A 24,945-nucleotide genomic window follows, 5' to 3' on the forward strand; every position below is an offset into this window, starting at 1 on the left:
TATAAGTAGAACGCATGTTCTTAGTGTTCTCTTTGTAGCAGATAATCAGGTTCTGGATAAGCGTGCTGAGCGGAGACCGGAAGCCATCGTGGTTGGAATGCTCCAACAGTGTTATCCGACTGAGATGGTAGATGGTGTTCCCCGCCCACGCGAAGGCGCGCTGTATCAGTTTCTTTTCGCATGCTGCCATTGCAAGGCAGCCAGGCCCCTTTAGGGGCGTGTTTTTTCTTGTCCTCGGTTTGCGCCGCTCGGCGCGCGATGCACAGGGGCGGACGCTCGAGAACGGAAGGAGAGCAAGGGATGAACTCATCGGAAAGCCTTTCTGTGGCCCGGCACTTATGGGGTGCAAAACCTGCTGTTTCGCATCCAACCACGGCGGTGCGGCCGCGCACGGCTGCACGACGGCCCACCGTGCGGGCTGTGTTGCGCGAGTGGGGGCCGTGGCTTTGCTGCATGGCGCTGATGGGGGTGTGCGACGACGGCATTCCCCTTGCCATGCGGCTGCACGACCCGAAGCGGGCAGGGCATTACCTCTTCTACGGCCAGGATGACCGTGTGCTTGCCACCCTTGTTGAGCCTATCCTTTACAGCATGACTGTGCAGGAATGGGGACCGGAGCACTGGCAGTTCCTCATTCTTTCCGAGCAAAGCACCGAATGGCAGGTGGAAAGGAGTAAGCACTGCAAAGGCGTCATTTCCCCGCACGAGCGCGATGGCAATGAGGTCATTCCTGCGATGGCGGGCTTGATGGAGCAACGCAGTTTTGGGCGGCATCGTGGCCCGCAGTATGTGGTTGTGTTGCACGACCTGGGACGTTACTGGAAGCGCCTCAGCGAAGACGCCCGTTATGACCTGGTGCCTTTGCTCCAGCGCGGCCACGAGTTTGGCGTGCACGTCGTCGCCAGCGTGCGTTACGAGCATTACCATGCGCTGCCCCAGGAAGTGCGGCGATTGTTCCGCCAGAAGGTGTATGGCTTTGCAGATGATGCTCACCTGCCCAACACATCCGCTTTTCGCGATATGACCAACATGCTCTATTACGATCTCATGCCCTACCAGGCGTGGGTGCGTTCCGGCGGCGAGTGGATGCGTTACACTGCCCCGCGGCTGGGTTGAGGAGGTTGGCGATGATGCGCGTTGGCATGCTGTGGCTGGACGATTCCCCCAAACGGTCGTTGGATGAAAAAGTGCGTCGCGCCGCGGCCTATTACCGCCAGAAGTACGGCCAGCGTCCCAACCTTTGTTATGTGCACCCGGCGATGCTGCCCGAGGGCCCGCTGGAAGTGGATGGCGTGGCAGTGCGCCCCCTCAAGGATATTTTGCCGCAACATCTCTGGTTGGGGGTAGCCGAAGTGCAGGAAACCGCGCGGCCAGCGCGGGCGAGCATTGTGGCTTGAGGGACCAGGCCGCCCCTGGTTTAGCGCCCCAAAGAAGCCACGAGCACATCCAGCGCGGTGGGCAGGTCGGTCTGGCCGGTTTTCCATGCGCGGTCGGTTTCGAGCAGCGCCGCGTAGATGGTCTCCAGGCTTTCCATAGGAAAGCGCCGCGCCTGGGGCAACAGTTTTTTGGCTACGAAGGGGTGAATTTTCAACCGCTGCGCCAGCGCCTGCGGCGCGGTGATGCCCTGGTTCAGTGCTTCGCGCACCAGTAACAGCAGGCGGAATTGCCGGATGACCATCCCCCAAATGCGGATAGGCTCTTCTTGCTGAAGCAACTGGTGCAGCAGCCGCAACGCCCGCTCACTGCGTCCCAGGGCGATGGCATCGACCATCTCGAAAATGTTGGGGTGTTCCGGCGCGGGGGTCAGTTCTGCCACGTCTTCCGGTTCGACGGGACGGGCGTAGTTGACGAAAGCCAGCAGTTTGTGAATTTCCTGCCGGGCTGCGGCGGCGTCGTTGCCGACGCGGCGCGCCAGTTCGGCTGCCCCTGCCGGGGTGAAGCGCCCGCCTGCTTCCGCTGCCTGCTTCATGATCCAGCGGGTCAGGTTGTCGGGCAGGGCATAGCGGCGCTGGTAAGCGGCCTCGGGGTGGGCGTCGGCCCACCGGCGCAGCCAGTGTTTGGGGGGCAGCGTCGTGGTGATTTCCAGCACCAAGGCGGTCGAAGGCGGCACGCGTTCCAGCAGCGCAAGGAAGGCTTTGCGGCCTTTGGGGCTTTTGAGCGGCGGCGCAGCGAGGGGCTGTACGAGGTGCACCAGCCGTCGCTTGGCAAAAAAGGGAATGGTCAACGCGGCGTCGTGCAATGCCGGCAGGTCGAGGGTTTCCCCCTTGAGGCGGATGTAATCCAGCGCGGCAGGGTCGTCGGCGCCCAGCCCTTCGCGCAGCCTGGCCAGGGCGGCCTGGCGGGCTTGTTCGTCTTCCCCGTGCAGAATGTAGATGCGGGGCTTGGGGGCGCTCATGGCTCAGCCGCGGGTCAGCACCCGATGGGCAGTGAAGCGCCCCTGGCGGGTGGGGATGATTTCCACGATTTCCAGCGCGCCGGGATCGCCGTCGGTGGTGACTTTTTCTTGCAGCAGGTAGCCCAGCGGCTGGGAAAACATCAAGGCCACCGTGCCTAACATCACGGCCAGCGGCAGGCGGTCGGCTTTGTCGCGCCAGCGTTTGCCGACGCCCAGCATGGCTAATGCCCCGGCCAACGCAGCCAGCCCGCCCGAAACCAGGTAGTTGGTGCCGCAGCCAGGGTGAATGGCCAGCCGCCGTTCACCGCCGCGCAGGCGCTCTAAGGCTTCCTGCACGGCGCTTTCAACGGCCGCCGTGGGCACGTTGCCGATCAGCCAGAACCCTTCGGGGTCGGAATGCCCCGCTAAAAAGGTGTTGGGATGGCGGCGGGAAAGCAGGTGGATGGTCGCGTGTTCCAGCCCGTGGTTGCGGCGGACGCGTGAGATGAGTTCGTGGAAGGCGGGCATGGGGAACCTCCGAAGGAAGCGGGTTACCAGGCGATTTCGGGGGGGCAGGTCCGCACTCGCGATTGTTGCCCCACCCGCTTGTACATGGTGACGCCGGTGAACGGCACGCCGAGGATGCCATCGTGGATGGCCCAGGAGCGCAGGCGGATGCTGTGGGCGGCTTCCGGTCGGCGGAAGGGGGTGCTGCCGTCCAGGCGGGGTAGCAGGTCGCCGCCGGGAGCGAAGCCGCGAGCAATGCGTTCCATGAAGGCGCGCCCTTTTTGGTAGCCAAAGCCGTAGCGCTCGAAGAGCACGGCGTTGTGGTAGTAGAGCGGTTCGGCAAAGTAAATGCGCTGCCCCATGCTCCAGGCAAAGGCTTCGAAGGTGGCAATGGCGTCGGGCAGCATTCGCAGGCCGCGGCGAATTTGTCCTGGGGCCAGTCCTGCTTCCATGGCGGCTTGTTCGGCTTCCAGGTTGCGCGCCAGAATGCCAAAGCGGGTCGGCGTGCCGTCGGGCAGGCGGTCGACGTTGAAGCGCGGCGCGTCGGGGTCGTTCAGAATATAGAGCAAAACGTGCAGGTGCCCGCTGAGGGAATCGCCGAGGTGGGCGTAGAGCACCGGGTCGGGGAAGCCGTGCCGGTGGTAGACCGCCAGTTCTACCGTGGAAGCCCCTGCCGGCGCGCGCAGGGTGAACAGGGGACGCCCCTCGGCATCCACCAGGTAAGGGCTGAGGCCAAAGCGCTCGAGCAGGGCGGGCGGCACGGCGCGCAGGTAAATCGCCCGCTTCTCGGCTTCCGGTAGGCGGTTGATGGCCCCAATGGACGAGGGGATGCGCTCAGGCTCAGTAGCGGCGAAGTTCGCGTTGGATTTCACGCTCCATCTCGCGGCGGGCAATTTCAGCCCGCTTGTCATATTTTTTCTTGCCGCGGGCTACGGCAATTTCTACTTTGGCCTTGCCGTCTTTCAAATACATCCGCAGCGGCACAATGGTCACGCCTTTCTGCCGGACTTTGTTCCACAAGCGCAGGATTTCTTGCTTGTGGAGCAGCAGTTTGCGCGGGCGGCGCGGGTCGTGGTTGAAGTGGCTTGCCGATTCGTAAGGCGCGATGTGCGCGTCGATCAACCAGGCTTCGAGGTTGTCGTCGATGCGCACGTACGCCTCTTTCAGGCTGACGCGCCCGGCGCGTACCGATTTGATTTCGCTGCCTCGGAGCACGATACCGGCCTCGAAGGTTTCGTCGATGAAGTAATCGTGCAGGGCTTTGCGGTTGGTGGAAACCACGCGGATGCTCATGGGGTTATTCTATCACGCGTTGGGGAAACGGACGTGCGAGAAGCGGCGGGGAGCCATGCGACGAAAAAACCGGCGCAGCCCTTGCGCCGGTTCGTGGAGAGTATCAGAGAGCAAGAGAGGCTCAATGCGCCCCACCAGTGGGTGCGTGGCGGCGCGAGGTGGTAGGCGTTTGCGTGGCCTCATCGTGCTTTTCGCTCTTGGCGACTGGCGGTTGCGTGCGCCGTGCTTCGCGCCGTGCTTTGCGTTTCGCCAGCCATACCCGCAGCCCTACCACGCGTTCTTCACCGGCCAGCAGGCGTTTGATGTTCGGCCGCAGGGAATACACCAGCAGTACCTCGGCCAGCAAGCCATAGGCCACGTAAACCCACGGCCCCAGCCCGTGCGCTGCCCGCCACGCAAACACCGCCGCCGCAATCAGCGGCATGCTCATCGTGGCGACGGAGGCGTAACCCACGCCCAGCAGGATGACTGCCCCCACCGGAATCTGGATCAGGGCGACCGGCCACCACAGGCCAATGGCGCCCCCCACGCTCGGAGCCCCCCCAGCCCCGCCTTTCAGCACAGGTTTGCCTTTTTCGTTGTGCTCGACCATGACCAGTGAATAATTGTGCCCCATGATCATCACCAGGGGGGCCGCGACGTGAACCCAGGCCAGCGTGGGGAAGATTTCCCGCGCCAGCCACACGGCGACCACCCCTTTGAGAATATCCATCGTAACTGTGGCAACCCCCACCCACACACCTGCGGCGCGCATCGCGTTGGTTGTGCCGGTGCGTCCGCTTTGGATTTGGCGCACATCGCGCCCGGTTTTCATTTTGACGAAGATGTAACCAAACGGGATGGCGCCGATGAAGTAAGCCACAGCCAGCACCATCACAATTTTCAGCCAAAGCATAGGGGCAACCTCCTGCCGTGAATTGTTTCGCGTTCATTCTAACACTTTTTGGGCCTTCGGGTTGCTCATGCGAGGCGCAGAGGCACTTCTTGCCCGCTTTTTTGCAGCAGGAAGGCCCGCACCAGCCAGGTTTCCCCTAACCGCGCCCAGATGAGGTAAGGGACGGCGTAGGTGGCTTCGCGGAGATCGGTTGCGGAGGGCAGAGGCGGCCCTTGGGGGTGGCTGTGATAGATGGCGAGCAGTTCCAGCCCAGCGGCTTCCATCGCGAAAAAGGCCTGCACCTGGGCGCGCGGGTCCATGCGATAGCGGGTAGGGCTGTGCAGTGCGTTGGGGATGGGGTAAACAGCGACGCTCACGCCGTCGCGTCCCGCGACCAGCCCACAGGCTTCCAGCGGCGCTTCGGCGGCCACATGGCGCCGCATGGCGAGGTAGTGAGTGTAGCGCAGCAACATCTTACCATGCTAAAGGCAGCAGCAAGAGCAGCAGCGCCAAAACGGCCAGCGGCTCGACCACGGCTTGTGAAGGGGGTTCCTCTTCCAGCAGGTTGCCGACGTAAACCGTGGCGGCGTAGGTGGCTGCGGTGAGAATGAGGCTATAAGCCGCGGGCGGGATGGGCAGATAGTGGCACGCGGCTGCCAGTTGGGTGGCGATGGCAAGGATGAAGATGGCTTCCACCGGCCGCCAAAGGCCGTGAAGTTGCAGGTTGAAAGTCCGCAGAGCGACGGTGCCCGCGGCCAGCCCCAGCATGGGCGCGGTGAAGAACAGCCGCAGGCCCGAGGAACGCACCGCGACGGCCAGCAGGAAGAACAGCAGGAAGCCCAGGGCTGTCAGGCCGGTGGCGGCCAGCGGGTAACGCAGGTCTTCACCGTCGACGACGATGTATTCGGCCAACATCACGAGAAACCACAGCGCGATGCCGCCAAAGAGGATGCCCCACCACGCGACCCCACCCGGCAGCCGCTGGAGCAGCACTTCCAGCACCCAGGCCGTCAGGGCTGGCAGCAACCAGTGTGGCAGGGTAGAGCGGCCAGCCAGCGCAGGATGGTCCCCTAAAATCCAGTCCACCCCCGCGATGGTGAGGGCCGCGATGAGCAAAGCCATCACCCCTGGCATCCCAATGCGCAGCGGCAAGACGACCCCCGGCAGCCGCAGCGTTATTTGCCATGCTGGCAGGTGCACGAAATGGCCGCTGAGCATGGCAATGGCCATAGCCGCGGTGGCAACGCTGAGTTTATCCCTATCGGGAAAGTGGGCAGGGGAAGTCATGGTCATGGTGGAGGATGTGGTGTCACCTCAAAACTTGGCATCTGTGCGGGCGACATGGTATAATCTGCCCTCGCAAGGCACGGAGAGGTAGCGTAGTCCGGCCTAACGCGCCCGCCTGGAGAGCGGGTGAGCCCTCACAAGGGGCTCCGAGGGTTCGAATCCCTCCCTCTCCGCCAGCAAAGCGCCCGACCGCGGTCGGGCGCAAGCCGTTTAAGGCAGCCAGCGGGGCATGATGGCGTTGCTGACCAGCATCCGCTGCTCGCCGGTCTGGAGGTTGTAAAGCCAGATTTCCGGCGGGCGGGTGAAGTCGGTTTGGTCGGTGCTGGCATAGGCCAGTAAAGGCAGGGTGGGGTGCCATGCAAAGTCGAGGTGGTTTTTGTTGGGGGCATGGGTCACCTGATGGGCATAGCTGCCGTCAGGGTGCATCAGCCAGAGTTGGCGGCCGGGCGTCCAGTGAGCGGGGTCTAAAGCCTTGCGCCCAAAGGCCAGCCAGCGCCCATCGGGGGAAAAGGCTGGGGTGGCGTCTTCCAGATCGGGGTCGCGCGTCAGGTCGGTGCGGCTTTGCACGGGCGCGAAGCGGTAGAGCCAGAGGTGAGCGGCCAGGTAAGGCGCCTGAGAGGGGGCGTTGGGAGTGGCGTTGGGGCTGGAGGGCTTGATCAGCCGCATTTCAATGGCAACCAGGGCGCGGCCGTCGGGCGCCCAGGCCGCGCTTTCGCCGGTGTCGTTGGTCAGGAAGGCCACCGTCTTGCCGTCGGGCGGGGCGAGCACAAGGTAGCCTTTGCCGGTAGCGTCGTAGCAGGCCAGTTGCCCTTCTGGTGACCAGATGGGCGCCCGCGTGCTGTGGTCGGCGGGCAGCCAGGGCATTTCCTGATGGTCTTCCAGCCGAAGCACATGCACCCGCGGCGCGCCGCCCGGCCCGTCGCCGCGGGTGTAAGCCAGCCAGCGGCCATCGGGCGAGGGCGCGGGGCTGAGGCACTGGTCGGTGCCGCAGGCAATCACTTGCCTGACGGCGGCAGAAGCCGACGGCGCAGCGCGGTCGAGTACGAACAGGCTGACGCCCACGCCGTCGCGGGCGCTGAAATAAACAAAACGGCCGTCGGCAGAGGGGGCGAAATCCAACACGCCGCCGGTGTGCGTGAGTTGTTCCGGCGTGGCCTGTGCTTCGCCCACCGCGAGGGCGTAAATGTCGCCACCTTCCGGGGGGCTGACGTAAGCCAGCATGGTGGGCATGGTGTTGAACGTCCAGGTTTGCCCTTTCAGCAACGGCAGGCCGTTGGCGGCTTTCAGGCCGCTTTCTACCGTGACCGTGACGGTTTCGCTGGGCGGCCAGGGCTGGGAAGGCGTGAACGTCGCGGTGCTGCCTTTCACGGCCCACTTGCCCGGCACATCGGGGGCAAAGTGGACGTGCGCGGCCACACTAACTTCCTGCACAGGGCGGGAGAAAGTCAGCCGCACCACCACCGCGCCGCTGGGCACCTGCTCGCCTTGGGCAGGGGAAACCGCCTCAAGCCGCGGCGCGGCCACCACCGCGGCAGCCAGCGCGACGATCACCGCCAGCGCCAAACCGATTCCAGCGAAAGTCAACCACCGGCGTTTCATCATCACCCAGTGGGCGCATTTGGCTTGGCAAACGCGCCGATTTCCAGGTTCGGCAAGGCTCGCTTCAATGTCTCGGGGGTAAGCACCACAGCAGCCTTGCGCACGCCTATCCCCATTGAGAGTTCAGGCTGCTGGAAGATGCGTTCATCGGCCAAAATGCGGATGGGTTTGGGCAGCCCTAAGGGGGAAACCGTGCCGATGGGGTAGCCGGTCACTTCCTGCACCTCTTCGGGGCTGGCCATGCTGATGCGTCGCTGGCCGAGATAGCGCCGCAGGGTCGGCCAGTGGGCGCGATAGCCGCCGGGCACCAGCACCATCACGAATTCGCCGCTTTCCAGCCGGAAGAGCAGGCTGCGGACGACCTGCTCCGGCTTCTGGCCGCGCAGGGCGGCGGCTTCCTCGGCGCTCTTCGGGTGATGGTCGTGGGTGACCACCCGATAGGGCAGGCCGAGGGCGTCTAAATGAGAGGTGACGGGGGTTTGAGGAGGCATAAGATTAGCGATTTAGGGAAGTTGCAGGGGGCAGGGTGCATCTTGCATCATCACATCGGCTCTTTGAAATCATAGATACCGTCGCGAATCGCCCAGCGTGCGCCGCAGTGGGGGCAGGCCAAAACGTCGGGGTGGCTTTCCAGCGGTGCGTGGCCGCACGCGGGGCAGCGGAAGAATGCCCCTTCGGGCGCGGTTTCCGGTTGGCCCTGGGCGCGGGCGCGCACGAACACGCTGGGCGTCAACTGCCACCAGCGGCCGGTGGGCTGGGCAAGGGCGTCCAGGGCCACCAGCACGCGGGTGGGCACCAGGCGCTTCAGCAGGCCGATGCGGAAGTGGGAGACGGTGCGGATGTCTTCCACCGTGAAGCCTGCTTCGGCCAGCCATGCCTGCACCTGCCGCGGGTGGAAGTCGTAGTTCAGCGGGGCGAATTCCACCGGCTCGGGGGTGAAAGGGCTCCACGCCTGGCGGCGCAGCAGCCACCGCAGGATGGCCTTCAGGTTGCGCTTGCTGGCAAATTCCAGGATGAAGATGCCCTCAGGCCGCATCACGCGGCGGGTTTCCTGCAGCACGGCCAGCGGTTCGGCCATGTGGTGCAGCACGCGAATCATGGTGGCGCCGTCGAACAGGCCGTCCACGAAAGGCATGGTGTAGGCGTCGGCGGCGACGTAGATGTAGCGATCGCTGCGGCCCAGGCGTTCCTGCGCCTGCCGCAGTTGGGTGCGGGAATAGTCGAGCAGCACCACCCGCCGGTAGCCGTGGTAGCGCGGGGTGTTGCGGCCTGCGCCCGCGCCGATTTCCAACAGCAATTCGCCGCCTTCTGGGGGCAGCAGATGGCGCAGGGCCACGGCTTCCGCCCCGTCCTCATAGGCGCGGCCGCCCTGTTCCCAAAACCGTTGCTGGTAATCGGAGCCTTCGTAGTCGCACACCGGCGGGCGGTCGTGAGTGGTCACGCTACGCTTCCTCCTCGGCGAGTTGCGGGCACGCGTAGCCGCGCCCCACGCCGTGATAGCGGAAGCCCATCTGGCACATCTTTTCGGGGTCGTAGATGTTGCGCCCGTCGAAAATCACAGGCTCGCGCATCAGGCCGTGAATGCGTTTCAAATCCAGTTGCTTGAACTCGTTCCAGTCGGTTACCACGATGAGCGCGTCGCTGTCTTCGGCCAGGGCGTAGGGGCCGGCGCACATGGTGACGTTGGGCATAATGGCCTTGGCGTTTTCCATGGCGATGGGGTCGTAAGCCCGCACGGTTGCACCGGCTTCCTGGAAGCCGCGGGCGATGTCGATGGCGGGCGATTCGCGCATATCGTCGGTGTTGGGCTTGAAAGCCAGGCCGAGCAAGCCCACGGTTTTGCCTTCCAGTTCGCCGCCGAGCATTTCCTTGACGCGCTCTATCACCATTTGACGGCGGTCGGCGTTGATGTCCATCACCGCGTGGAGCAGTTGCGGGTGGCGTCCCTTTTCTTCGGCCATGTGGGCCAGGGCCTTGACGTCCTTGGGGAAGCAGGAGCCGCCGTAGCCCAGCCCGGCCTTGAGGAAGAGCGGCCCGATGCGGGGGTCGTAGCCCATCCCCACGGCCACTTCTTCCACATCCGCGCCCAGCGCCTCGCAGATGTTGGCGATTTCGTTGATGAACGAAATTTTGGTGGCGAGGAAGGCGTTGGAGGCGTATTTGATCATTTCGGCAGTGCGCAGGTCGGTGACGATGATGGGGGCGCGCAGCGGCAGGTGGAGTTGGGCTACCTTTTCGGCGGCGTCTTTGTCGGTGGAGCCGAGCACCACCCGGTGCGGGTTCATGAAATCGGCAATGGCCGAGCCTTCCCGCAGGAATTCGGGGCAGGAAACCACAGAAAACGGCACGGGTTCCGGTTGGTGTTCGCGGATGATGTTCGCCACCCAGTCGCCTGTGCCCACCGGCACGGTGGATTTGTTGATCACGATGAGCGGTTCCTGCATGGTCTTGGCGATGGATTTGGCCGCGGCTTCCACGTAGCGCAGGTCGGCCTCGCCGTCTACGCCTTCGGGGGTGCCCACCGCGATGAAGGCAAACTCGGTGCCGTCCAGCGCTTCGCGGTAGGACGTGGTGAACGCCAGCCGTCCGGCGTGCACATTGCGGCGCACCAGTTCTTCCAACCCGGGCTCGTAAATGGGCATTTCGCCGCGCTTCAGGCGGGCGATGCGTTCCTCGTCGATGTCCAGGGCAATCACTTTGTTGCCCAAATCGGCAAAGCAGGCAGCGGTGACCAGGCCGACGTAGCCCACGCCGACCACAGCGATTTGTTTCATAGGGAGACCTCCCAGAGCATTTTTTGCGGGCTAATGATACCATAGGCCTCGCGGGCGAGCGCATCGTTTGAAAAGAAAGAGGGTTATCTCTCAATGTAGTGACTAATGTAACTTCCGTCGGTTGCCAGAGCGCGGCATAATATACTTGCTGTTGTTGTTTTTACCTCTGTTTGTATGCCGCGTTCCAGAAAATATCCCCCCATCCATCATCCTTCGTGACGAAAGGAGAAGTTTCCCATGAGCAAAGCACCGATTACCCGTGAAGAAGCCCTGGAATACCATCGGTTACACGGTAAACCGGGCAAAATCTCCATTTTGCCGACCAAGCCGCTGGAAACCCAACGGGACCTCTCGTTGGCTTACACGCCAGGCGTGGCCGTTCCGGTGCTGGAAATTGAAAAAGACCCTGAACTGGCCTACGAATACACCTCCAAAGGCAATCTGGTGGCGGTGATTTCCAACGGTACGGCCATTCTCGGCCTCGGCGATCGTGGCGCCCTTGCTTCCAAACCCGTAATGGAAGGCAAGGGCGTGTTGTTTAAGCGCTTTGCCGATATTGATGTGTTCGATATTGAGGTCGACACCCACGACCCCGATGAACTCATCAAGGTGGCAGCAGCCATTGCGCCCACTTTCGGCGGCATCAACCTGGAAGACATCAAGGCGCCGGAATGCTTTTACGTGGAAGACAAACTGAAAGAAATGCTCGACATCCCGGTCTTCCACGATGACCAACACGGCACAGCAATCATTTCTGCGGCCGGGCTGCTCAACGCGCTGGAACTCACCGGCAAGAAGATCGATGAGATCAAGATCGTGGTCTCAGGCGCTGGTGCTTCGGCCATGGCGTGCGCTAAACTGGCCATCAAACTGGGCGCGAAGAAAGAAAACATCATCATGTGCGACAGCCGCGGGGTGCTTTACAAGGGCCGCACCGAGCGGATGAACCCCTACAAAGAGGAATTTGCCGTCGAGACCGACGCCCGCACGCTGGATGACGCGATCGAAGGGGCGGATGTGTTCTATGGCCTCTCGGTGGCCGACATTTTGACGCCCGAGATGGTGAAGAAGATGGCGCCCAACCCCATCATCTTCGCGATGGCCAACCCCGACCCCGAAATCAAGTATGAATTGGCGAAGGAAGCCCGTCCCGATGCGATTGTTGCCACGGGCCGCTCCGACTACCCCAACCAGATCAACAATGTGCTGGGCTTCCCCTTCATCTTCCGCGGCGCGTTGGATGTGCGTGCCCGGGCGATCAACGACGAAATGAAGATCGCCGCGGCCAAGGCGTTGGCGGCGTTGGCGAAGGAAGACGTGCCCGACAGCGTGCTGCGTGCCTATGGCCTGGAAAGCCTGAAGTTTGGCCCCGACTACATCATTCCCAAGCCTTTCGACCCGCGCGTGCTGCTGTGGGAAGCCCCCGCGGTGGCGCAGGCGGCCATGGAAACCGGCGTGGCCCGCAAGCACATTGACATTGAGGAATACAAAGAACAACTCGCGCTGCGGCAGGGCAAAGGCGCTCAGGTACGCCACTTCATCATGAACAAAGCCAAGGCGGCCAAGAGCAAGAAGCGCGTGGTGTTTGCTGAGGGCGAGGAAGACAAGATCTTGCGCGCGGCGATGCAACTCATCGACGAAAACATTGCCGAGCCGATTCTCATCGGCGACCCCGAGGTGATTGCCGAAAAAGCCAGGCGCATGGAACTGAAACATCAGCCCAAGGTGGTGGGCCCGCAGAACTTCGACCGCCGCGACGAATATGCGCACGCTTACTACGAACTGCGCCAGCGCAAGGGCGTGACCCTTTCCCAGGCCTACAAGCACATCAGCGACCCGAATATCCTTGGCCCGATGATGGTCAAGATGGGCGATGCCGATGCCTTTGTTTCTGGCCTGACTTACGAATACCCCGAGGTGATCCGCCCGGCGCTGCAAATTCACCACACGGCCGCGGGCGTTTCCAAGGCCGCGGGCGTGTACATCATGGTGGTGGACGGCCGGGTGTATCTCTTCACCGACGCGACCGTCAACATTGACCCCACAGCGGAAGACCTGGCCGAAATTGCCATTCTGGCCGCCGACTTTGCCCGCCAGTTGGAAATCGAGCCGCGCGTGGCCATGCTTTCCTTCTCCAACTTCGGCAGCACGCCGCACCCTGAAAGCGAAAAGGTGCGCAAGGCCGTGGAAATCGTGCGTGAGAAGCGCCCTGACCTGGTCATCGACGGCGAAATGCAGGCTGACACCGCAGTGGTGACTGAAATCGTCGAGAAACGTTACCCCTTCAGCCGGGTGAAAGATGCCAACGTGCTGGTCTTCCCCTCGTTGGAAGCCGCCAACATTGCCTACAAACTGCTGGCGCGTTTGGGCAAGGCGCAGGCCATTGGGCCTATCCTGTTGGGAATGGGCGCACCGGTGCATGTCCTTCAGACCGGCGACGAAGTGAAAGACATTGTGAACGTGGCCGCTGTGGCCGTAATGGACGCCAACAGCCGCGGCTGATTTTCCCCGTTTTGTGGTGATGAAAACCTGACAGGCCCGCGAAGGCCTGTCAGGTTTTTTAGTCCAGCCGCGCGGCCAGAAACGGGATAAGCATTTCTTCGCGGGAAAGCCCGCCGTGCCGCCCGATGAGGTGGTTTTTCTTGTCGGCCCACCAGAGGTAAGCGTTCCCCTGGGCCAGCCCCACCCAGTCACCGACGCGGTTGTGCAGGTCGGGGTGGGGCTCGCCGGGGCCGAAAAGGCCGGCGGCGATGGCTTTTTCGGCAGGCACCAGCCGAAACTGGCCGGGCCAGGCTTCTGCGAAGTAGTCTTGCATGGCTGCCGCGTGCCCCGGGCGGGGGTAGAGGTACATCAGCCGGTTTTCGCCGCAGGGCGGGATGTGAAAGGTTTCCTGCAGCCTGGGGTGGTTTTTGAGGTAAAAGTGCGGGTCGTCGTCGGTGTGAATGTGCCCGTGGTCGGCAGTGATGAGCAGCACCGTACCGGCACGCTCGGCGGGGGTGAGCGCGTTCAGGAAGTAGCGTTCCATCGCCCAGCCGAAGGCGTGCACTTCGGCCAGCACGCGCGGGTCGTGGGGGCCGTGGTGGTGTTCCAGCCCGTCTACTGCCCCCCAGTACACGCCCAGGAAGCGCTTTTCGCCGGGGGCTTCGGCCAGCGCCTGGCGGACGTTGAACCATAATTGCGCCGGCGTGGTGAAGGCGCGCACTTCGGTTTCTCGAAAGAGCATTTCGGAAAGTCCGGAATGGCTGATGGTGTAGTGCTGGAAGGCAATGCTTTTGATGCCGTGGTGCGCCAGGTGTTCGCCTAAGGTGGGGAGGGGGATGAATTTGTCCGGTTCGAAACCGGTGTTGCGCAAGGCATCCATCCCCCGCCGAAAACTGGAAGGCTGATGGAAGATCATGTTGGCGACCAGCCCGTAAGCCTTGAGCCAGACTTCGTAACCGGTGATGCCGTGCTCGGTGGGGGTTGCGCCCGTCCAGAGGGTGCTGAGGGCAGCGGCGGTGGTGCTGGGGGCGATGGAGGTCAGCGGGGCCAGCACGCCCTGCTCGGCGAGGCGCACCCAGCCGGGGAGCAGGTTGGCTTCCAGCGCCTGACGCAGCAGGCCCCAACGTAGCCCATCCACCAGCACAACTACCACGCGCTCGGCGTGGCCCAGCGGCTCGGTGAGGGCGGCTTCCAGCGGTGGGTGGTCGCGGATGGGCGGCGCGCCGAGTAACTGGCAGATGGTGGCGGGAATGTTGAGCAGCCCGTAGCCCGCATAGTGAGGGGGCATCTGGCCGGGCCCCAGGGGCAGGGCTGTCAGCCGCGGGCTTTCCAGCACGGGCATGATCGCGGTACTCAAATCGGGCATGGTGGCCTCCTTGCAGGGTATAATAACACCATCAGCCTCGCGACCATTCAAGGGAGGGCCTATGCATTCCAAACTCTCTGCAATGTGGCATAGCAAGCGCGGGCGTCAATGGCGCGAATATCTTACCGCGTATTTGATGCTGGCGCCGTCGGTGATTCTCATTTTCACGTTTGGCATTTTCCCGGTCTTGTTTGCGGTCTATGTGAGTTTGCACCGCTGGCGCATTCGGATGGGCAAGTTCGTGGGGCTTGCTCATTATGTCCGTGCCGTCGAGAGTTTGGGGTTTTTGCTCTTTTTCGCGGTCGCCTTGGGCATGTTCTTCGCGGCCTGGCGGGCGTGGCGGGCAGTGATGACCCATGCCCGCGAGAACGAGGAAAGCCCCTGGCTGTGGGGCGTGCCGGGCGTGGTGCTTGGCGTGGGGGGCTTATTGTGGATGCGCTATGGCGTCATTTTGCTGCCCGTGGTGTTGGAGATCCCCAACAAGGCCATCGGCGTCAAGCGATCGCAGGCTTTGTTTCGGAAACTGCTGTGGGAAGCCTTCATCGAGCCGCACGTGTTGGCCGCAATGGGGGTGGCGGCAGGGGTGACGTTGGTGGGCCTGTTGCTGTGGTGGGCGCTTTATCGGCGGCAGTCTTCGGCGCGCCACAGCACTTATATTTTGCAGTGGAGCACGGGGGTTTTCTTCTTCCTGACAGGCGTCATCACAGCCGGGTTTACTTACCATCAGTTACAATTGACCATCCAGAAAGCCATCGAAGAGGGAGAGCCGCCCACCATTGCCACCCACGTGGTGCTGATTACCATTGGGGTGATTTTGTTCTATGCGGCCTGGAGGCTGTGGCAAAGCGCCGTTGATAGCGCCTCGGATAAGGGTTTTGCTTTCAAAGGGCTGGCGGCGCTGTTTTTGTTGGTCGCGGGCTGGATTTTCGTGGCCGAGTTGCCGCCGGTCATTGAAGCGGGTGACCCTGACCTCTGGCGCGGGCTGGTGGTGACCGTGTATTATGCCCTCGGCACGGTGCCGTTCCAGTTGGGCATCGCGTTGGTGCTTTCTTATTTGCTGTTTCAGAACATTCGGGGGCGCGAGTTCTTCCGTGTGCTTTACTTTATGCCTTACATCACGCCTACGGTGGCGAGCGCGGCGGTGTTCCGGTTGCTGTTCATCGGGCACCCTTCCGGTCTGGTCAACCGCTTCTTGCGGCTTTTCGGCATCAAGCCGCTCAAGTGGCTGTGGGAGCCTCGCGGGGTGTTCTCGCTGATTGCCGATGGGCTGGGGGTGCATATCCCCTCGTGGGCGGCAGGGCCAAGCCTGGCGCTGGTGGTCATCATCATTTATTCCATCTGGACTTACGTCGGCTACGACACGGTGATTTATCTGGCCGGGCTGGGGAACATCCCCAACGAAATCAACGAAGCCGCTGAAATCGACGGCGCCAGCCGCTGGCAGATTTTCCGCCACATCACACTGCCGTTGCTCTCGCCGACCACTTACTTCCTCTCGCTCATTGCCATTATCGGGACTTTCAAGGCCTTCAATCACATCTACGTCATGCGGGAAACGGAAGCCTTGAAGACCGTCAACACTTTCAGCGTGGTCATCTTCGACACTTTCTTCACCGACACCCGTTACGGCTACGCTTCGGCCATGGCTTTTGTGCTTTTCGCCATCATCCTCAGCCTGACCTACATCAACAACAAGGTGCAAGGCTCGCGCGTTTTCTACCAGTAGAGGTGCCTCATGAGTGTCGCTGCTCAAAAATCCACCCCCAACTACCGTCTGCGCCGCGGGTTGCTGCGAGGGTTGCTTTACACTATTCTGATTGTGGGCGGTATCATCGCCATCGTGCCCTTTTTGTGGATGCTTTCCACCTCGCTGATGACCTTGGGGGAAGCCATTTCAGGCCGTTTCTTGCCCCAGGTGCCGCAATGGCATAATTACGTCGTGGCCTGGCGGGAAGCCAACTTTTCGGAGTATTTCTTCAACTCGGTGGAAATCACGTTCATCACCTTAGGCGGGGAACTGTTGTTCAGCATTTTGGCGGCCTATGCGTTTGCCCGCATGAAATTCCCCGGTCGCGATCTGATTTTCATGGTGTTGTTGAGCACCATGATGATCCCGGGGATGGTGTTGATGATCCCCAACTTCCTCACCGTGACGTGGTTGGGCCGTGTCAGCCCCATCAAGTGGATCAACAACTGGCCTGCGCTGACCATCCCCTTCATGGGCAACGTGTTTAGCATTTTCCTGTTGCGGCAGTTTTTCGCGCAAATCCCCGACGACCTTTTCGACGCGGCGCAAATCGACGGGGCGAGCCACTGGCAGTTTTTGCGGCATGTGGTGCTGCCGCTTTCCAAAGCGCCCATCATGGTCATCATGGTGCTTTCGTTCATCGGTTCCTGGAATGCCCTGGCCTGGCCGCTGCTGGTGACCAACGAGCCGACCTGGCGGCCGATTGCGGTAGGGTTGTTCCAGTTTGTGGATGAGGCTGGCTCGGAACTCAACCTGCAGATGGCCGGCGCGGTGATTACCATTTTGCCCATTTTGGCGCTTTACTTCCTTACCCAGAAGCAGTTTACCGAAAGCATTGCCCGCAGTGGGATGAAGGGTTAACCCCCCGGCATGCCCCTTTGAGCGCCAAAAGCCGCCCTCACGGGGCGGCTTTTTTTCTGTGGATGGGACGAGATTCAGGTATTCTCGCTGGGCGGTGGGGCGGCTGCTGGGGTTGGGGGTTCCTGCGGCTGCGGGGCATGGCGCTTTCGCCACCAGCGGCGTGCCAGGCGGTAAAAGCCCCATGCTGGCAGGCCAAAGACGATGCCCAGCGCCAGGAAGGTGGGAATGAGGTAAATGACCACCCAGATGACCAGGTTGAGCAGCCCGCGCAGGGTGCGCGCCAGCATCACCAGCGCGTCTTTGGCGACCCCGCTGGGGTGCCAGCCGCCAATGCTGACGGTTTTGGCCGCGGCGCTGGGGGTCAGCCGCACCGAAATAGCCGACATGGCCGCAGAAGTTTTCAGGTATTTAATGCGCCCTTTCACTTGTTCGATTTCGCCCTGCACCTGGGTCAGTTCGCGATAGACGGCCAGGACGTCTTCGGTGTTGGTGGCGTCGCGCATCAGGCGCTGTAACTCGTCGCGGGCGGCTTCCAGGTTTTTGAGACGGGCTTGCAGGTCAACGTATTCTTCGGTGACGTCTTTGCCGGTGATGTCTTTGCGTTCCACCCGCACGGCCAGGGCTTCGATTTGGCCGATGGCCTCTTGGAATTTTTCGGCGGGCACGCGCACTGTGACCGACCCGTAAAGCAACTGCACGCCGCTCGCGCTGGTGCTTTCGTAAACCTTGGAAGAGACCACAAAGCCGCCCATGCTTGCGGCCATTTTGCTGATGGCGTCGGCGGCCTGTGCGGGGTCGTCTACCACGATTTCCAGGTCCGCGTTGCGGATGACCAACCGTGGGGCCTCTTCAGGCACCGCGTCTTGGAAGGCGGCGCTTTTGGCAGCGGGGGCATTAGCGGGCATTGCCAGCGAAGCCGCGCCGTTTTCCATCGCGTCGCGGCCAACGGCTTCGGGCAGAGGGGCTTTTTGCTGCGCGCAGCCTGCCAGCAGTGCGCCGAGCAGCGTCAGCAGTAACGCCAGGCTGAGGATGCGTTTGGATGAGGTCATGTTTTCCTCCTGGGGAAGGTGCTTTTGGGGGCGTTCTGCGGTTTCAGACGCTGAAGGGGGCGCAAAAGTTCCCCGGGGGTGAGGGCTTGCGCTCAGGGCGCTGGCCGGGGGGCGATTTCCAGATAGGTGCGCGGCGAGGGGAAAATGGGGGCGTCGAGAGGCAGAGGCTTGTAGTTCACCCCCGCGCCGATGGTGCCTGCAGGAATGTGGTACAGGAAGATCTTGCCCTTCGGGTCGTTGATGTCTTGGAAGAAGAACGAAAGGTAAGTGCCATCGGGGCTCCAGGCCGGGGCGGCGTAGCAGCAATCGCTGGTTTGGATGGGTTGGATGCGCTCGCCGGTGTAGGTACCGCGGCTGTAAAGGTACATATCGCCGAAACTGAGGTTGCGCCAGTAGAGGGTGAAGACGAACTGTTTGTCACCATCCCAATCGAAAGCGGTAATGCGCGGCACCTGGTTGTAGGTGCGCATGGGGAAGCGGTTGCCGGGGAAGGTGTGCTGGCGGTAAATACCCTGGCCGCAGACCGGGTTGAGAATTTCGATCTGGTCGCCAGCCCGCCCGCCGCCGATGGGCACTGTGACCCGCGCGGCCAGCCGCGAGCCGTCGGCCGACCAGCGCACTTCATGGATGGTGTCGGCCACGAAGCGCGCACAAAAGCCCGGCATTTGGGGGAGCAGGTCGGGGTCGCGATAGTTGCTCAGGGCTTTGAGGTCGTAGTCGGCGATGTAGAGTTTGTTGTCCAGCACAATGGCAACGCGCTTGCCGTCGGGCGAGATGCGGAAGGCATCCAGCGAATCGGTGTTGCGGAAGCAAACCAGGGGTTGGGGAGTGGGGTCGGCGGTGGTGAGGGTGAAAACGCATTTGCCGTTGAGGTAGAGCAGGCGGTCGGGCGAAAGCCATTCCAGGCCGTGTTTGTCGCCGCCGTCGGTGGTGATGCGTTGCGCGTGGCCGTCCAGCGAAACGAACCATAAATCGCCGCCGGAAAGCACGGCCAGCAGGTCGGTGCCGCCGAGTACCTTGCCGCCAAGGGCTGGGGTGGGCGACGCGGCGGGGGTGAAAGTGGGGGTGGGGGGTGATGTGGGGGAAGTCGCCACGGTGGGCGTGGGCGTGGGTGGGGGGGAAGGCGTGGGCACGGCCGTGGTGGCTGCCGCGACGGGCAGGCTGGTCTTCACCAGGGCTGTGGGGGAAGCCGCGAGGGTTGGCGTGGGCGGCGGGCTGGTGCGTCGACCCCAGAGCGCCCAGCCTGCCCCCACCAGGGCCAGCACGGCCAGCCCGGCGGCAGCCCATGCCCACCAGGGCAGGCGTTTTCCCGCACGGCGGCCTGCGGCGGGCGGCGCCATGGCTAACGTCGGGGCGCTGGCAAGCGGCCGGTCGGTGACCGCGGCTTCCAGGTCGGCAGCCAGCGCGCCTGCGGTGGGGTAGCGCGCTTCGCGGTCTTTCGCCATGGCCCGGTCGATGATGGCCTGGTAGGCTTCCGGCAACGCCGGCCGATAGTCGGCCAGCCGTGGGATGGGTTCCTGAAGGTGCTTGACCAGGGCCTGGGCAGGGGTGTCGCCCTCGTAGGGCACGTGGCCGGTCAGCATTTGAAAGAGCAGCGCGCCCAGCGCGTAGACGTCGGAACGCCCGTCAAGGGGAACGTTCCCCTGAATTTGCTCTGGGCTCATGTAGTGGGGCGTGCCGAGGATGAGCGAGCCTGTCAGCGAGGCGGTGGCATCGCCCAGCCGCGCAATGCCGAAGTCCGAGAGGTAGGCTGCGCCGTATTCGTCGAAGAGGATATTGCCGGGCTTGATATCGCGATGCACGATGCCCCGCTTGTGGGCCGCGTCCAGCGCAGCGGCGATGGGGCGCACTACTTCCAGCGCCTCCGCGGGGTTGAGTGGGCCGTGTGCCAGGCGGTCGGCTAAAGTGCCGCCTTTCATCAGCCGCATGACGATGTAGAGGCCGTCGTCGTAGGCGCCGAAATCGTACACCGGCACGATGTTGGGGTGTTCCAGCGCAGCGATGGTGTGGGCTTCCCGCTCGAAGCGTTGGCGGGCTTTCTCGTCGACGGCAGCGGTGGTGGTCAGCACTTTGATGGCGACCTCGCGCTGCATGGTGGGGTCATAGGCGCGATACACGGCGGCTTGCCCCCCACGCCCCAAAAGTTCCAGAATTTCGTAGCGGCCAATGCGTTCAGGTTGCACCTGGGGTCTCTCCTCGCCTGCGGGAAATCTCGAAAACGCTCAATTTTAGTATACCCTACGTGTGCTATACTTGCTTGCATGAAGTATCATTTGGCGGTGGATGTTGGCGGCACGTGGCTGCGGGCGGCGCTGTACCCGCAAGGGGAAACCGCGCCGATGCGGCGGGAACGCGCCCGCACCCCGCGGGAAGGCCGTCCGGAAGCCGCACTGGTCGCGCTGCTCCGGGAAATCTGGCCTGCGGATGGCGAGGTGCTGGGCGTGGGCGTGGCCTGCCCTGGCCCCCTGAACCCGGAAACCGGTGTGGTGTATGCCGCCCCTAACATCCCCGCGTGGCGCGATTTCCCGCTGGCAGATTACCTCTCGCGGGCGTTGGGTGTGCCCGTGAAGGTAGATAACGACGCCAACCTGGCCGCGTTGGGTGAATGGCGTTACGGCGCAGGGCAGGGGCATCATCACGTCCTCTACCTGACCATCAGCACCGGCATTGGCGCGGGCGTGATCGTGGACGATCGCCTGCTGCATGGCGCGCGCGGGCTGGCCGCAGAACTGGGACATGTGACCGTGATGCCCGATGGCCCCTTGTGCGGCTGTGGCCAGCGAGGGCATCTGGAAGCCGTTGCCTCGGGCACGGCCATTGCCCGCCAGGCTGAAGAAGCCTTAAACCGCGGGGAAGCCTCGTCCCTGGCCGCCCTGCCCCGCCCCCTCACCGCGGCCGATGTGGCCCAGGCCGCGCAAGGCGGCGATGCGCTGGCACAACGCATCTTCACCCAGGCTGCGGAGCACCTGGGCCGCGCGCTCGCAGGCTTTCTGCACATCTTCAATCCCAGCATTGTGATTTTGGGCGGCGGCGTGGTGCATGCGGGCGACGTGCTGTTGCGCCCGCTGGAAGCCGCCCTGCGCACCAGCGTGATGTCGCCGGCCTATCTGGAAGGCATGGTGCTTACCACCGCGGCCCTCGGCGACGATGCCGGGCTGTTGGGGGCGCTGACGATGATAACCTGAGTCGCGAATAAACGCGTTGAGCAGAGATTGTGGAGCAACCATGTCGAAACGTGCTGTTGGCAGCATTTCGTACTGAGCGGAGTGACCAACGGCAGCGAAGTCGAAGTACGAAATGCTGCCAGAGACATTACCCGAAACCGAACGGTCTCTCGAGAGCATGGCACGGAGGTAAGAGGAAATGGCAGAATCCGCGATTCCCTGGCAAAATTTCCGCTGGCAGGGCGCCGATCTTGGGGGAAGGTATTTTCCCCATGCTGTGATGTATGTGTTGGCGACGTTGCCTGCTCTCAACGGCTTGCAAGGGTGGTTTCAATTTGACCTGGGCGCGCCTACGACCATGCTTTACGCCCAGGCGTTCACCCCCGAGCAAAAGGCAGCACTCATCCGCTTTCAGCAGCAAGGGCGGCGTGCCATCATCAATGGGCAGGAAGCCCCCTTGCTCGAGATTCCCCTGCGCGTGGGGCCGTGGGAAATTACCCCCATCGCCTGGTACCGGGATTTTGGCGACGAAGACACGCCGCCCGATGGGAAGCCGGTGCTCGGCACCATTGGGGCTGACCTGGTGCGAGGGCATATCCTGGCAATGGATTTCCCCGCTCAGCGCCTTGCTCGCCTGGAACGCCTTCCTGTACCCTGGGAAAGGACCGCCCGCTGGACCCCCCTCCGGCTCACCGAGCACGGGCACATCATGATTGAGATAGAGGTGGATGGCCGCCCCCGCTGGGCCTTATGGGATACAGGGAGCAGCATTTTCGAACTGCTCACCGATGCTTCCCAGTGGGCGCAGTTGAGCGAGGGCCACGTGACCCATACGCTGTCCATCTCTGCCTGGGGTGAAACCAAACAAATACCGGGAGGTCCGCTCAAGGCCCAGGTGCGCCTGGGAGGGATGTTGCTCCCAATGCACACCGTGCATTACAGCGATGACGAAGGGTGGCAGGCGTTCTTTTCTCGCCATGAGATGATCGGCATTATGGGGAACGCGCCATTTCTTGAGCACACCATCGTGCTGGATTTCCCCAGGGGGCGCTTTGGAGTGCTTCCTCCTGCTCCACCGAGGGGGTGAGGGAAAGCCCCCGCGGTGCTTTTCCGGCGCTAACGAATCTTGAAGGCCACTTCAGCGGGCGGTGTCGTGTGCGACGACATCGCCCGCCCTGTCATAGAGGGAACATCATGGGGGAAACCTGAACGCCGCGGCGGCATTTTACGCCTTTCTTACTCGCCGATAACCCCGTTTTTACACGGTGTGCGTATAATGAGAGCAAAATGAGAAGGCAATCATCCGGGCCCCAGGCAAAGGGCGCACAGAGGCCGCAGGGGGCGTAAGGGTTTGTATTGTGCAATGGTACGCCTCGCTGAGCCGCACATATCTTGTCTCTGCATGTGCTCCCTCTGCCTTCTCCGCGGCGGTGCTTTCCAGCGGCAGAATCCACGTCCGCGCGGTCGCCGCTATCGGGGGAAACGCTCACCCGAAGCGACCGAGCACAGTCTTCAAAAGGAGGTTCCCTATGAGACGTTGGCTTCTTGTCCTTCCCGTGCTGTTATGGGCGCTCACGGCGTGCAACACACCACAACCTGCACCGCCGCGGCCCCAGCAGCCGCCCGCCCGGCAGCAGGCCGCCCCGCCCGCCAACGGCAGCCAGCCCCAGGGCAATCAGCCCCCAGGCGGCCAGGCCCAACCCGGGCAAAACCGGCCTCAGTCCCCCGCCAACACGCCGCCGCCCCAACCGACCGCCACGGCTGCCTCGCCTTCCCCCAACACCGCCCAGGTTTGGTGGCACTCCCCCCTGGGCGTGGCCTTCGGCCCCTTCCAGGAAGGCAACGCCGGGCGCCCCAAGATGGAAGGCTTCCTCACCTACATCCACGACCTGGGTATCCCCCGCACCAAACTTTCCTTTTACTGGTCCAAGTTGGAACCGGAGCCAGGGCAGTACGATTTCCACGAACTGGACGCTTACCTCGACCAGTTGGGGCCAAACGACCAGGCGCTGCTCAACCTGTTCACCAACGGCTGGTGCACCGCCGCCGACGAGGTGCAATCTCAGAAAGGCGCGCCCCTGCGCGAGTGCCCCAAAGGGGAAACTGCCTGCACCAAGACCTGCGAGGAATACTACCGGGAATTCGTGACCAAAGTCGCCGAAGAGGTGCGCGACCACGCCCACGGCGGCATCAAATACATGCAGCGGGATACCGAACCCGCCTCGGGGCTGCACTTCCCCGCCGACCAGCCCGAAGCCTTCGTGCAACTGCAGCACATCTACTATCAGGCGGTGAAAGCCGTGCTGCCCGATGTGCAGGTCATCGGCGTCAACTGCAACGGCGATTTCACCAAGCGCGGCATGGGCGAGCCGGCCAGCGCCGACTTCTTTGAATATGTGCTCCAACACGGGCGAGACGACTTCGACCTGCTGGATGTGCGCCTCTACAACGACCTTTATGCCATCCCCAATCGGGTCGGCTGGTTCCGCGAGCACATGCAAATGTACGGCTACGAAAAGCCCATCGTGAGCACGGAATACGGCGGCGTAGACCCCCGCACCATGCACAACGGCCCGGATTACCTTTTCATGGCGCAGATTAAAGTCACCAGCGCGCTATGCGGCGACGACCAGGCCAACCGCCTGCGCTGCGCCCGCCAGTGGGCTGCCGACCACGTAGACCAGGTTGACCCCAAACTACGCCCCTTCTTTGGCGTCACCACCCCCGAAGAGCAGGCGCAGTATGAGCAACTTCACTGCTACGACATCGTGCAGCGCAGCACCATAGCCCTGGGCGAAGGCGTGCAGGCGCTGTGGATGTGGAACCTGCAATCCCCCGGCGTTGACCTCATCTTCGGCCAAATGCGCCTGCGCACGCCGCAGATGGAAGAACTGCCCGGCTACGCTTGCTATAAACGCTTCGCCGGGCACATGGGCAACGCCACCCGGGTGGAACGCATCGCCACGGGTGACGACAGCATCTACTTCTACCGCATCGAGCGGGAAGGCCAACAACCCCTTTTCATCGCCTGGCGCCACAACGCCGACTTAGACCCCTACGACGACGCAGCCGCCCCGCCGGTGACGGTGGCCCTGCCCGTGCCCCTGCCCGCGGTGAGCGTCACCGATGCCTTAGGCAACGCCGTGCAGGCCAGCCTCGCCAACGGCCAACTCACCCTGGCCTTGGGCAACGCGCCGGTGTTCATTGAGCCAGCACCGTAGCCCCTTTTTGGAGTGCGGTGCCAGGGCACCGCTTTGAAAGCGGCGACGCGTCGCCGCACTCCAAAAATCTATTTCCTGCATACCGCACTTATCCCTGGAGGCCATCATGAAACGCTTTACCCTTTTCGCTCTGTTTCTCGCCGCGGTGCTGCTGGTTGCCTGCAATACCCCTCAGCCCGCCCCGCCGCGGCCCCAGCAGCCGCCCGCCCGGCAGCAGGCCGCCCCGCCCGCCAACGGCAGCCGGGCCCAGGGCAACCGGCCTCAAAGCGGTCAGCCCCAGGGCAACCAGGCCCAACCCGGGCAAAATCGGCCTCAGCCCCCCACCCCCACGCCCGCCCCGCAGCAGCA

23 protein-coding genes and 1 tRNA gene are annotated in these 24,945 nt (G+C 62.9%); 10 read left to right on the forward strand and 14 right to left on the reverse strand.

Going from position 1 to position 24,945, the window contains the following annotated elements:
* The first annotated feature begins 300 nt into the window (after positions 1-300).
* Both ENJ54_07385 and ENJ54_07390 read left to right on the forward strand, forming a co-directional pair.
* Positions 301-1,116, forward strand: coding sequence for a hypothetical protein (locus tag ENJ54_07385; protein HFC09651.1), 816 nt, complete (start codon positions 301-303; stop codon positions 1,114-1,116).
* Positions 1,117-1,127: 11 nt separating this feature from the next.
* The gene (locus tag ENJ54_07390) at positions 1,128-1,397 is read left to right on the forward strand and encodes a hypothetical protein (GenBank protein HFC09652.1); all 270 of its coding nucleotides are present in this window, start codon (positions 1,128-1,130) and stop codon (positions 1,395-1,397) included.
* Between the two features lie 20 nt (positions 1,398-1,417).
* Here ENJ54_07390 and holA read toward each other — a convergent pair whose 3' ends face one another.
* The 7 genes from holA to ENJ54_07425 form a co-directional block, all read right to left on the reverse strand.
* The gene (holA, locus tag ENJ54_07395) at positions 1,418-2,395 is read right to left on the reverse strand and encodes a DNA polymerase III subunit delta (protein HFC09653.1); all 978 of its coding nucleotides are present in this window, start codon (positions 2,393-2,395) and stop codon (positions 1,418-1,420) included.
* A gap of 3 nt (positions 2,396-2,398) precedes the next feature.
* Entirely contained in the window at positions 2,399-2,902 is a 504-nt protein-coding gene (locus tag ENJ54_07400; GenBank protein ID HFC09654.1) for a hypothetical protein, read from the reverse strand.
* A gap of 23 nt (positions 2,903-2,925) precedes the next feature.
* Positions 2,926-3,753 (reverse strand): hypothetical protein, encoded by an 828-nt coding sequence (locus tag ENJ54_07405; protein HFC09655.1) that lies wholly within the window; start codon positions 3,751-3,753, stop codon positions 2,926-2,928.
* Positions 3,722-4,174, reverse strand: coding sequence for an SsrA-binding protein SmpB (gene smpB, locus ENJ54_07410; protein ID HFC09656.1), 453 nt, complete (start codon positions 4,172-4,174; stop codon positions 3,722-3,724). Before smpB ends, ENJ54_07405 begins: the two co-directional genes overlap by 32 nt.
* Before the next feature lie 121 nt (positions 4,175-4,295).
* Positions 4,296-5,069 carry a glycerol-3-phosphate acyltransferase gene (locus ENJ54_07415; GenBank protein HFC09657.1) on the reverse strand — a complete coding sequence of 258 codons (774 nt, stop codon included), beginning with the start codon at positions 5,067-5,069 and terminating at the stop codon, positions 4,296-4,298.
* 65 nt (positions 5,070-5,134) lie between these two features.
* Positions 5,135-5,521 (reverse strand): M67 family peptidase, encoded by a 387-nt coding sequence (locus tag ENJ54_07420; GenBank protein ID HFC09658.1) that lies wholly within the window; start codon positions 5,519-5,521, stop codon positions 5,135-5,137.
* Position 5,522: 1 nt separating this feature from the next.
* A complete protein-coding gene (locus tag ENJ54_07425; protein HFC09659.1) occupies positions 5,523-6,341 on the reverse strand; it encodes a hypothetical protein in 819 nt (272 codons plus the stop codon).
* Between the two features lie 75 nt (positions 6,342-6,416).
* Here ENJ54_07425 and ENJ54_07430 point away from each other — a divergent pair.
* A tRNA-Ser gene (locus ENJ54_07430) sits at positions 6,417-6,511 on the forward strand.
* A gap of 34 nt (positions 6,512-6,545) precedes the next feature.
* Here the strand turns inward: ENJ54_07430 and ENJ54_07435 are convergent.
* Genes ENJ54_07435 through ENJ54_07450 form a run of 4 tightly spaced genes read right to left on the reverse strand, consistent with a single transcriptional unit; the run spans position 6,546 to position 10,708 of the window.
* Complete coding sequence (locus tag ENJ54_07435; protein ID HFC09660.1) at positions 6,546-7,937, reverse strand: hypothetical protein; 1,392 nt, start codon at positions 7,935-7,937, stop codon at positions 6,546-6,548.
* Entirely contained in the window at positions 7,937-8,425 is a 489-nt protein-coding gene (locus ENJ54_07440) for a YbaK/EbsC family protein (protein ID HFC09661.1), read from the reverse strand. Before ENJ54_07440 ends, ENJ54_07435 begins: the two co-directional genes overlap by 1 nt.
* Positions 8,426-8,475: 50 nt before the next feature.
* Positions 8,476-9,432, reverse strand: a complete 957-nt coding sequence (locus tag ENJ54_07445) for a methyltransferase domain-containing protein (GenBank protein ID HFC09662.1) — start codon at positions 9,430-9,432, stop codon at positions 8,476-8,478.
* Positions 9,377-10,708, reverse strand: a complete 1,332-nt coding sequence (locus tag ENJ54_07450; GenBank protein HFC09663.1) for a UDP-glucose/GDP-mannose dehydrogenase family protein — start codon at positions 10,706-10,708, stop codon at positions 9,377-9,379. Before ENJ54_07450 ends, ENJ54_07445 begins: the two co-directional genes overlap by 56 nt.
* A 237-nt stretch (positions 10,709-10,945) precedes the next feature.
* On the opposite strand from ENJ54_07450, the gene ENJ54_07455 reads away from it, so the two are divergent.
* Positions 10,946-13,210 carry an NADP-dependent malic enzyme gene (locus ENJ54_07455; GenBank protein ID HFC09664.1) on the forward strand — a complete coding sequence of 755 codons (2,265 nt, stop codon included), beginning with the start codon at positions 10,946-10,948 and terminating at the stop codon, positions 13,208-13,210.
* Positions 13,211-13,268: 58 nt separating this feature from the next.
* On the opposite strand, the gene ENJ54_07460 is transcribed toward ENJ54_07455, so the two are convergent.
* A complete protein-coding gene (locus ENJ54_07460) occupies positions 13,269-14,555 on the reverse strand; it encodes a hypothetical protein (GenBank protein HFC09665.1) in 1,287 nt (428 codons plus the stop codon).
* On the opposite strand from ENJ54_07460, the gene ENJ54_07465 reads away from it, so the two are divergent.
* Both ENJ54_07465 and ENJ54_07470 read left to right on the forward strand, forming a co-directional pair.
* Entirely contained in the window at positions 14,530-16,281 is a 1,752-nt protein-coding gene (locus tag ENJ54_07465; GenBank protein ID HFC09666.1) for a sugar ABC transporter permease, read from the forward strand. The genes ENJ54_07460 and ENJ54_07465 overlap by 26 nt on opposite strands.
* A 9-nt stretch (positions 16,282-16,290) precedes the next feature.
* Positions 16,291-17,163, forward strand: a complete 873-nt coding sequence (locus ENJ54_07470; protein ID HFC09667.1) for a carbohydrate ABC transporter permease — start codon at positions 16,291-16,293, stop codon at positions 17,161-17,163.
* A 74-nt stretch (positions 17,164-17,237) separates the two neighbouring features.
* Here ENJ54_07470 and ENJ54_07475 read toward each other — a convergent pair whose 3' ends face one another.
* The gene (locus tag ENJ54_07475) at positions 17,238-18,212 is read right to left on the reverse strand and encodes a DUF4349 domain-containing protein (protein ID HFC09668.1); all 975 of its coding nucleotides are present in this window, start codon (positions 18,210-18,212) and stop codon (positions 17,238-17,240) included.
* A 92-nt stretch (positions 18,213-18,304) separates the two neighbouring features.
* Positions 18,305-20,395: a serine/threonine protein kinase gene (locus ENJ54_07480; protein HFC09669.1), complete on the reverse strand. Its 2,091-nt coding sequence runs from the start codon at positions 20,393-20,395 to the stop codon at positions 18,305-18,307.
* Positions 20,396-20,473: 78 nt separating this feature from the next.
* On the opposite strand from ENJ54_07480, the gene ENJ54_07485 reads away from it, so the two are divergent.
* From ENJ54_07485 to ENJ54_07500, 4 genes are all read left to right on the forward strand, one after another.
* Entirely contained in the window at positions 20,474-21,397 is a 924-nt protein-coding gene (locus ENJ54_07485) for an ROK family protein (GenBank protein ID HFC09670.1), read from the forward strand.
* Between the two features lie 178 nt (positions 21,398-21,575).
* Positions 21,576-22,463, forward strand: a complete 888-nt coding sequence (locus tag ENJ54_07490; protein ID HFC09671.1) for a hypothetical protein — start codon at positions 21,576-21,578, stop codon at positions 22,461-22,463.
* 442 nt (positions 22,464-22,905) lie between these two features.
* On the forward strand, positions 22,906-24,597 hold the full coding sequence (locus tag ENJ54_07495; GenBank protein HFC09672.1) for a hypothetical protein: 1,692 nt from the start codon (positions 22,906-22,908) through the stop codon (positions 24,595-24,597).
* 106 nt (positions 24,598-24,703) lie between these two features.
* The coding region (locus ENJ54_07500; protein HFC09673.1) for a hypothetical protein at positions 24,704-24,945 on the forward strand (242 nt) is incomplete at its 3' end.

It is taken from the genome of Chloroflexota bacterium (assembly GCA_011322445.1).
In the GTDB taxonomy this organism is placed as follows: domain Bacteria; phylum Chloroflexota; class Anaerolineae; order Anaerolineales; family DRMV01; genus DRMV01.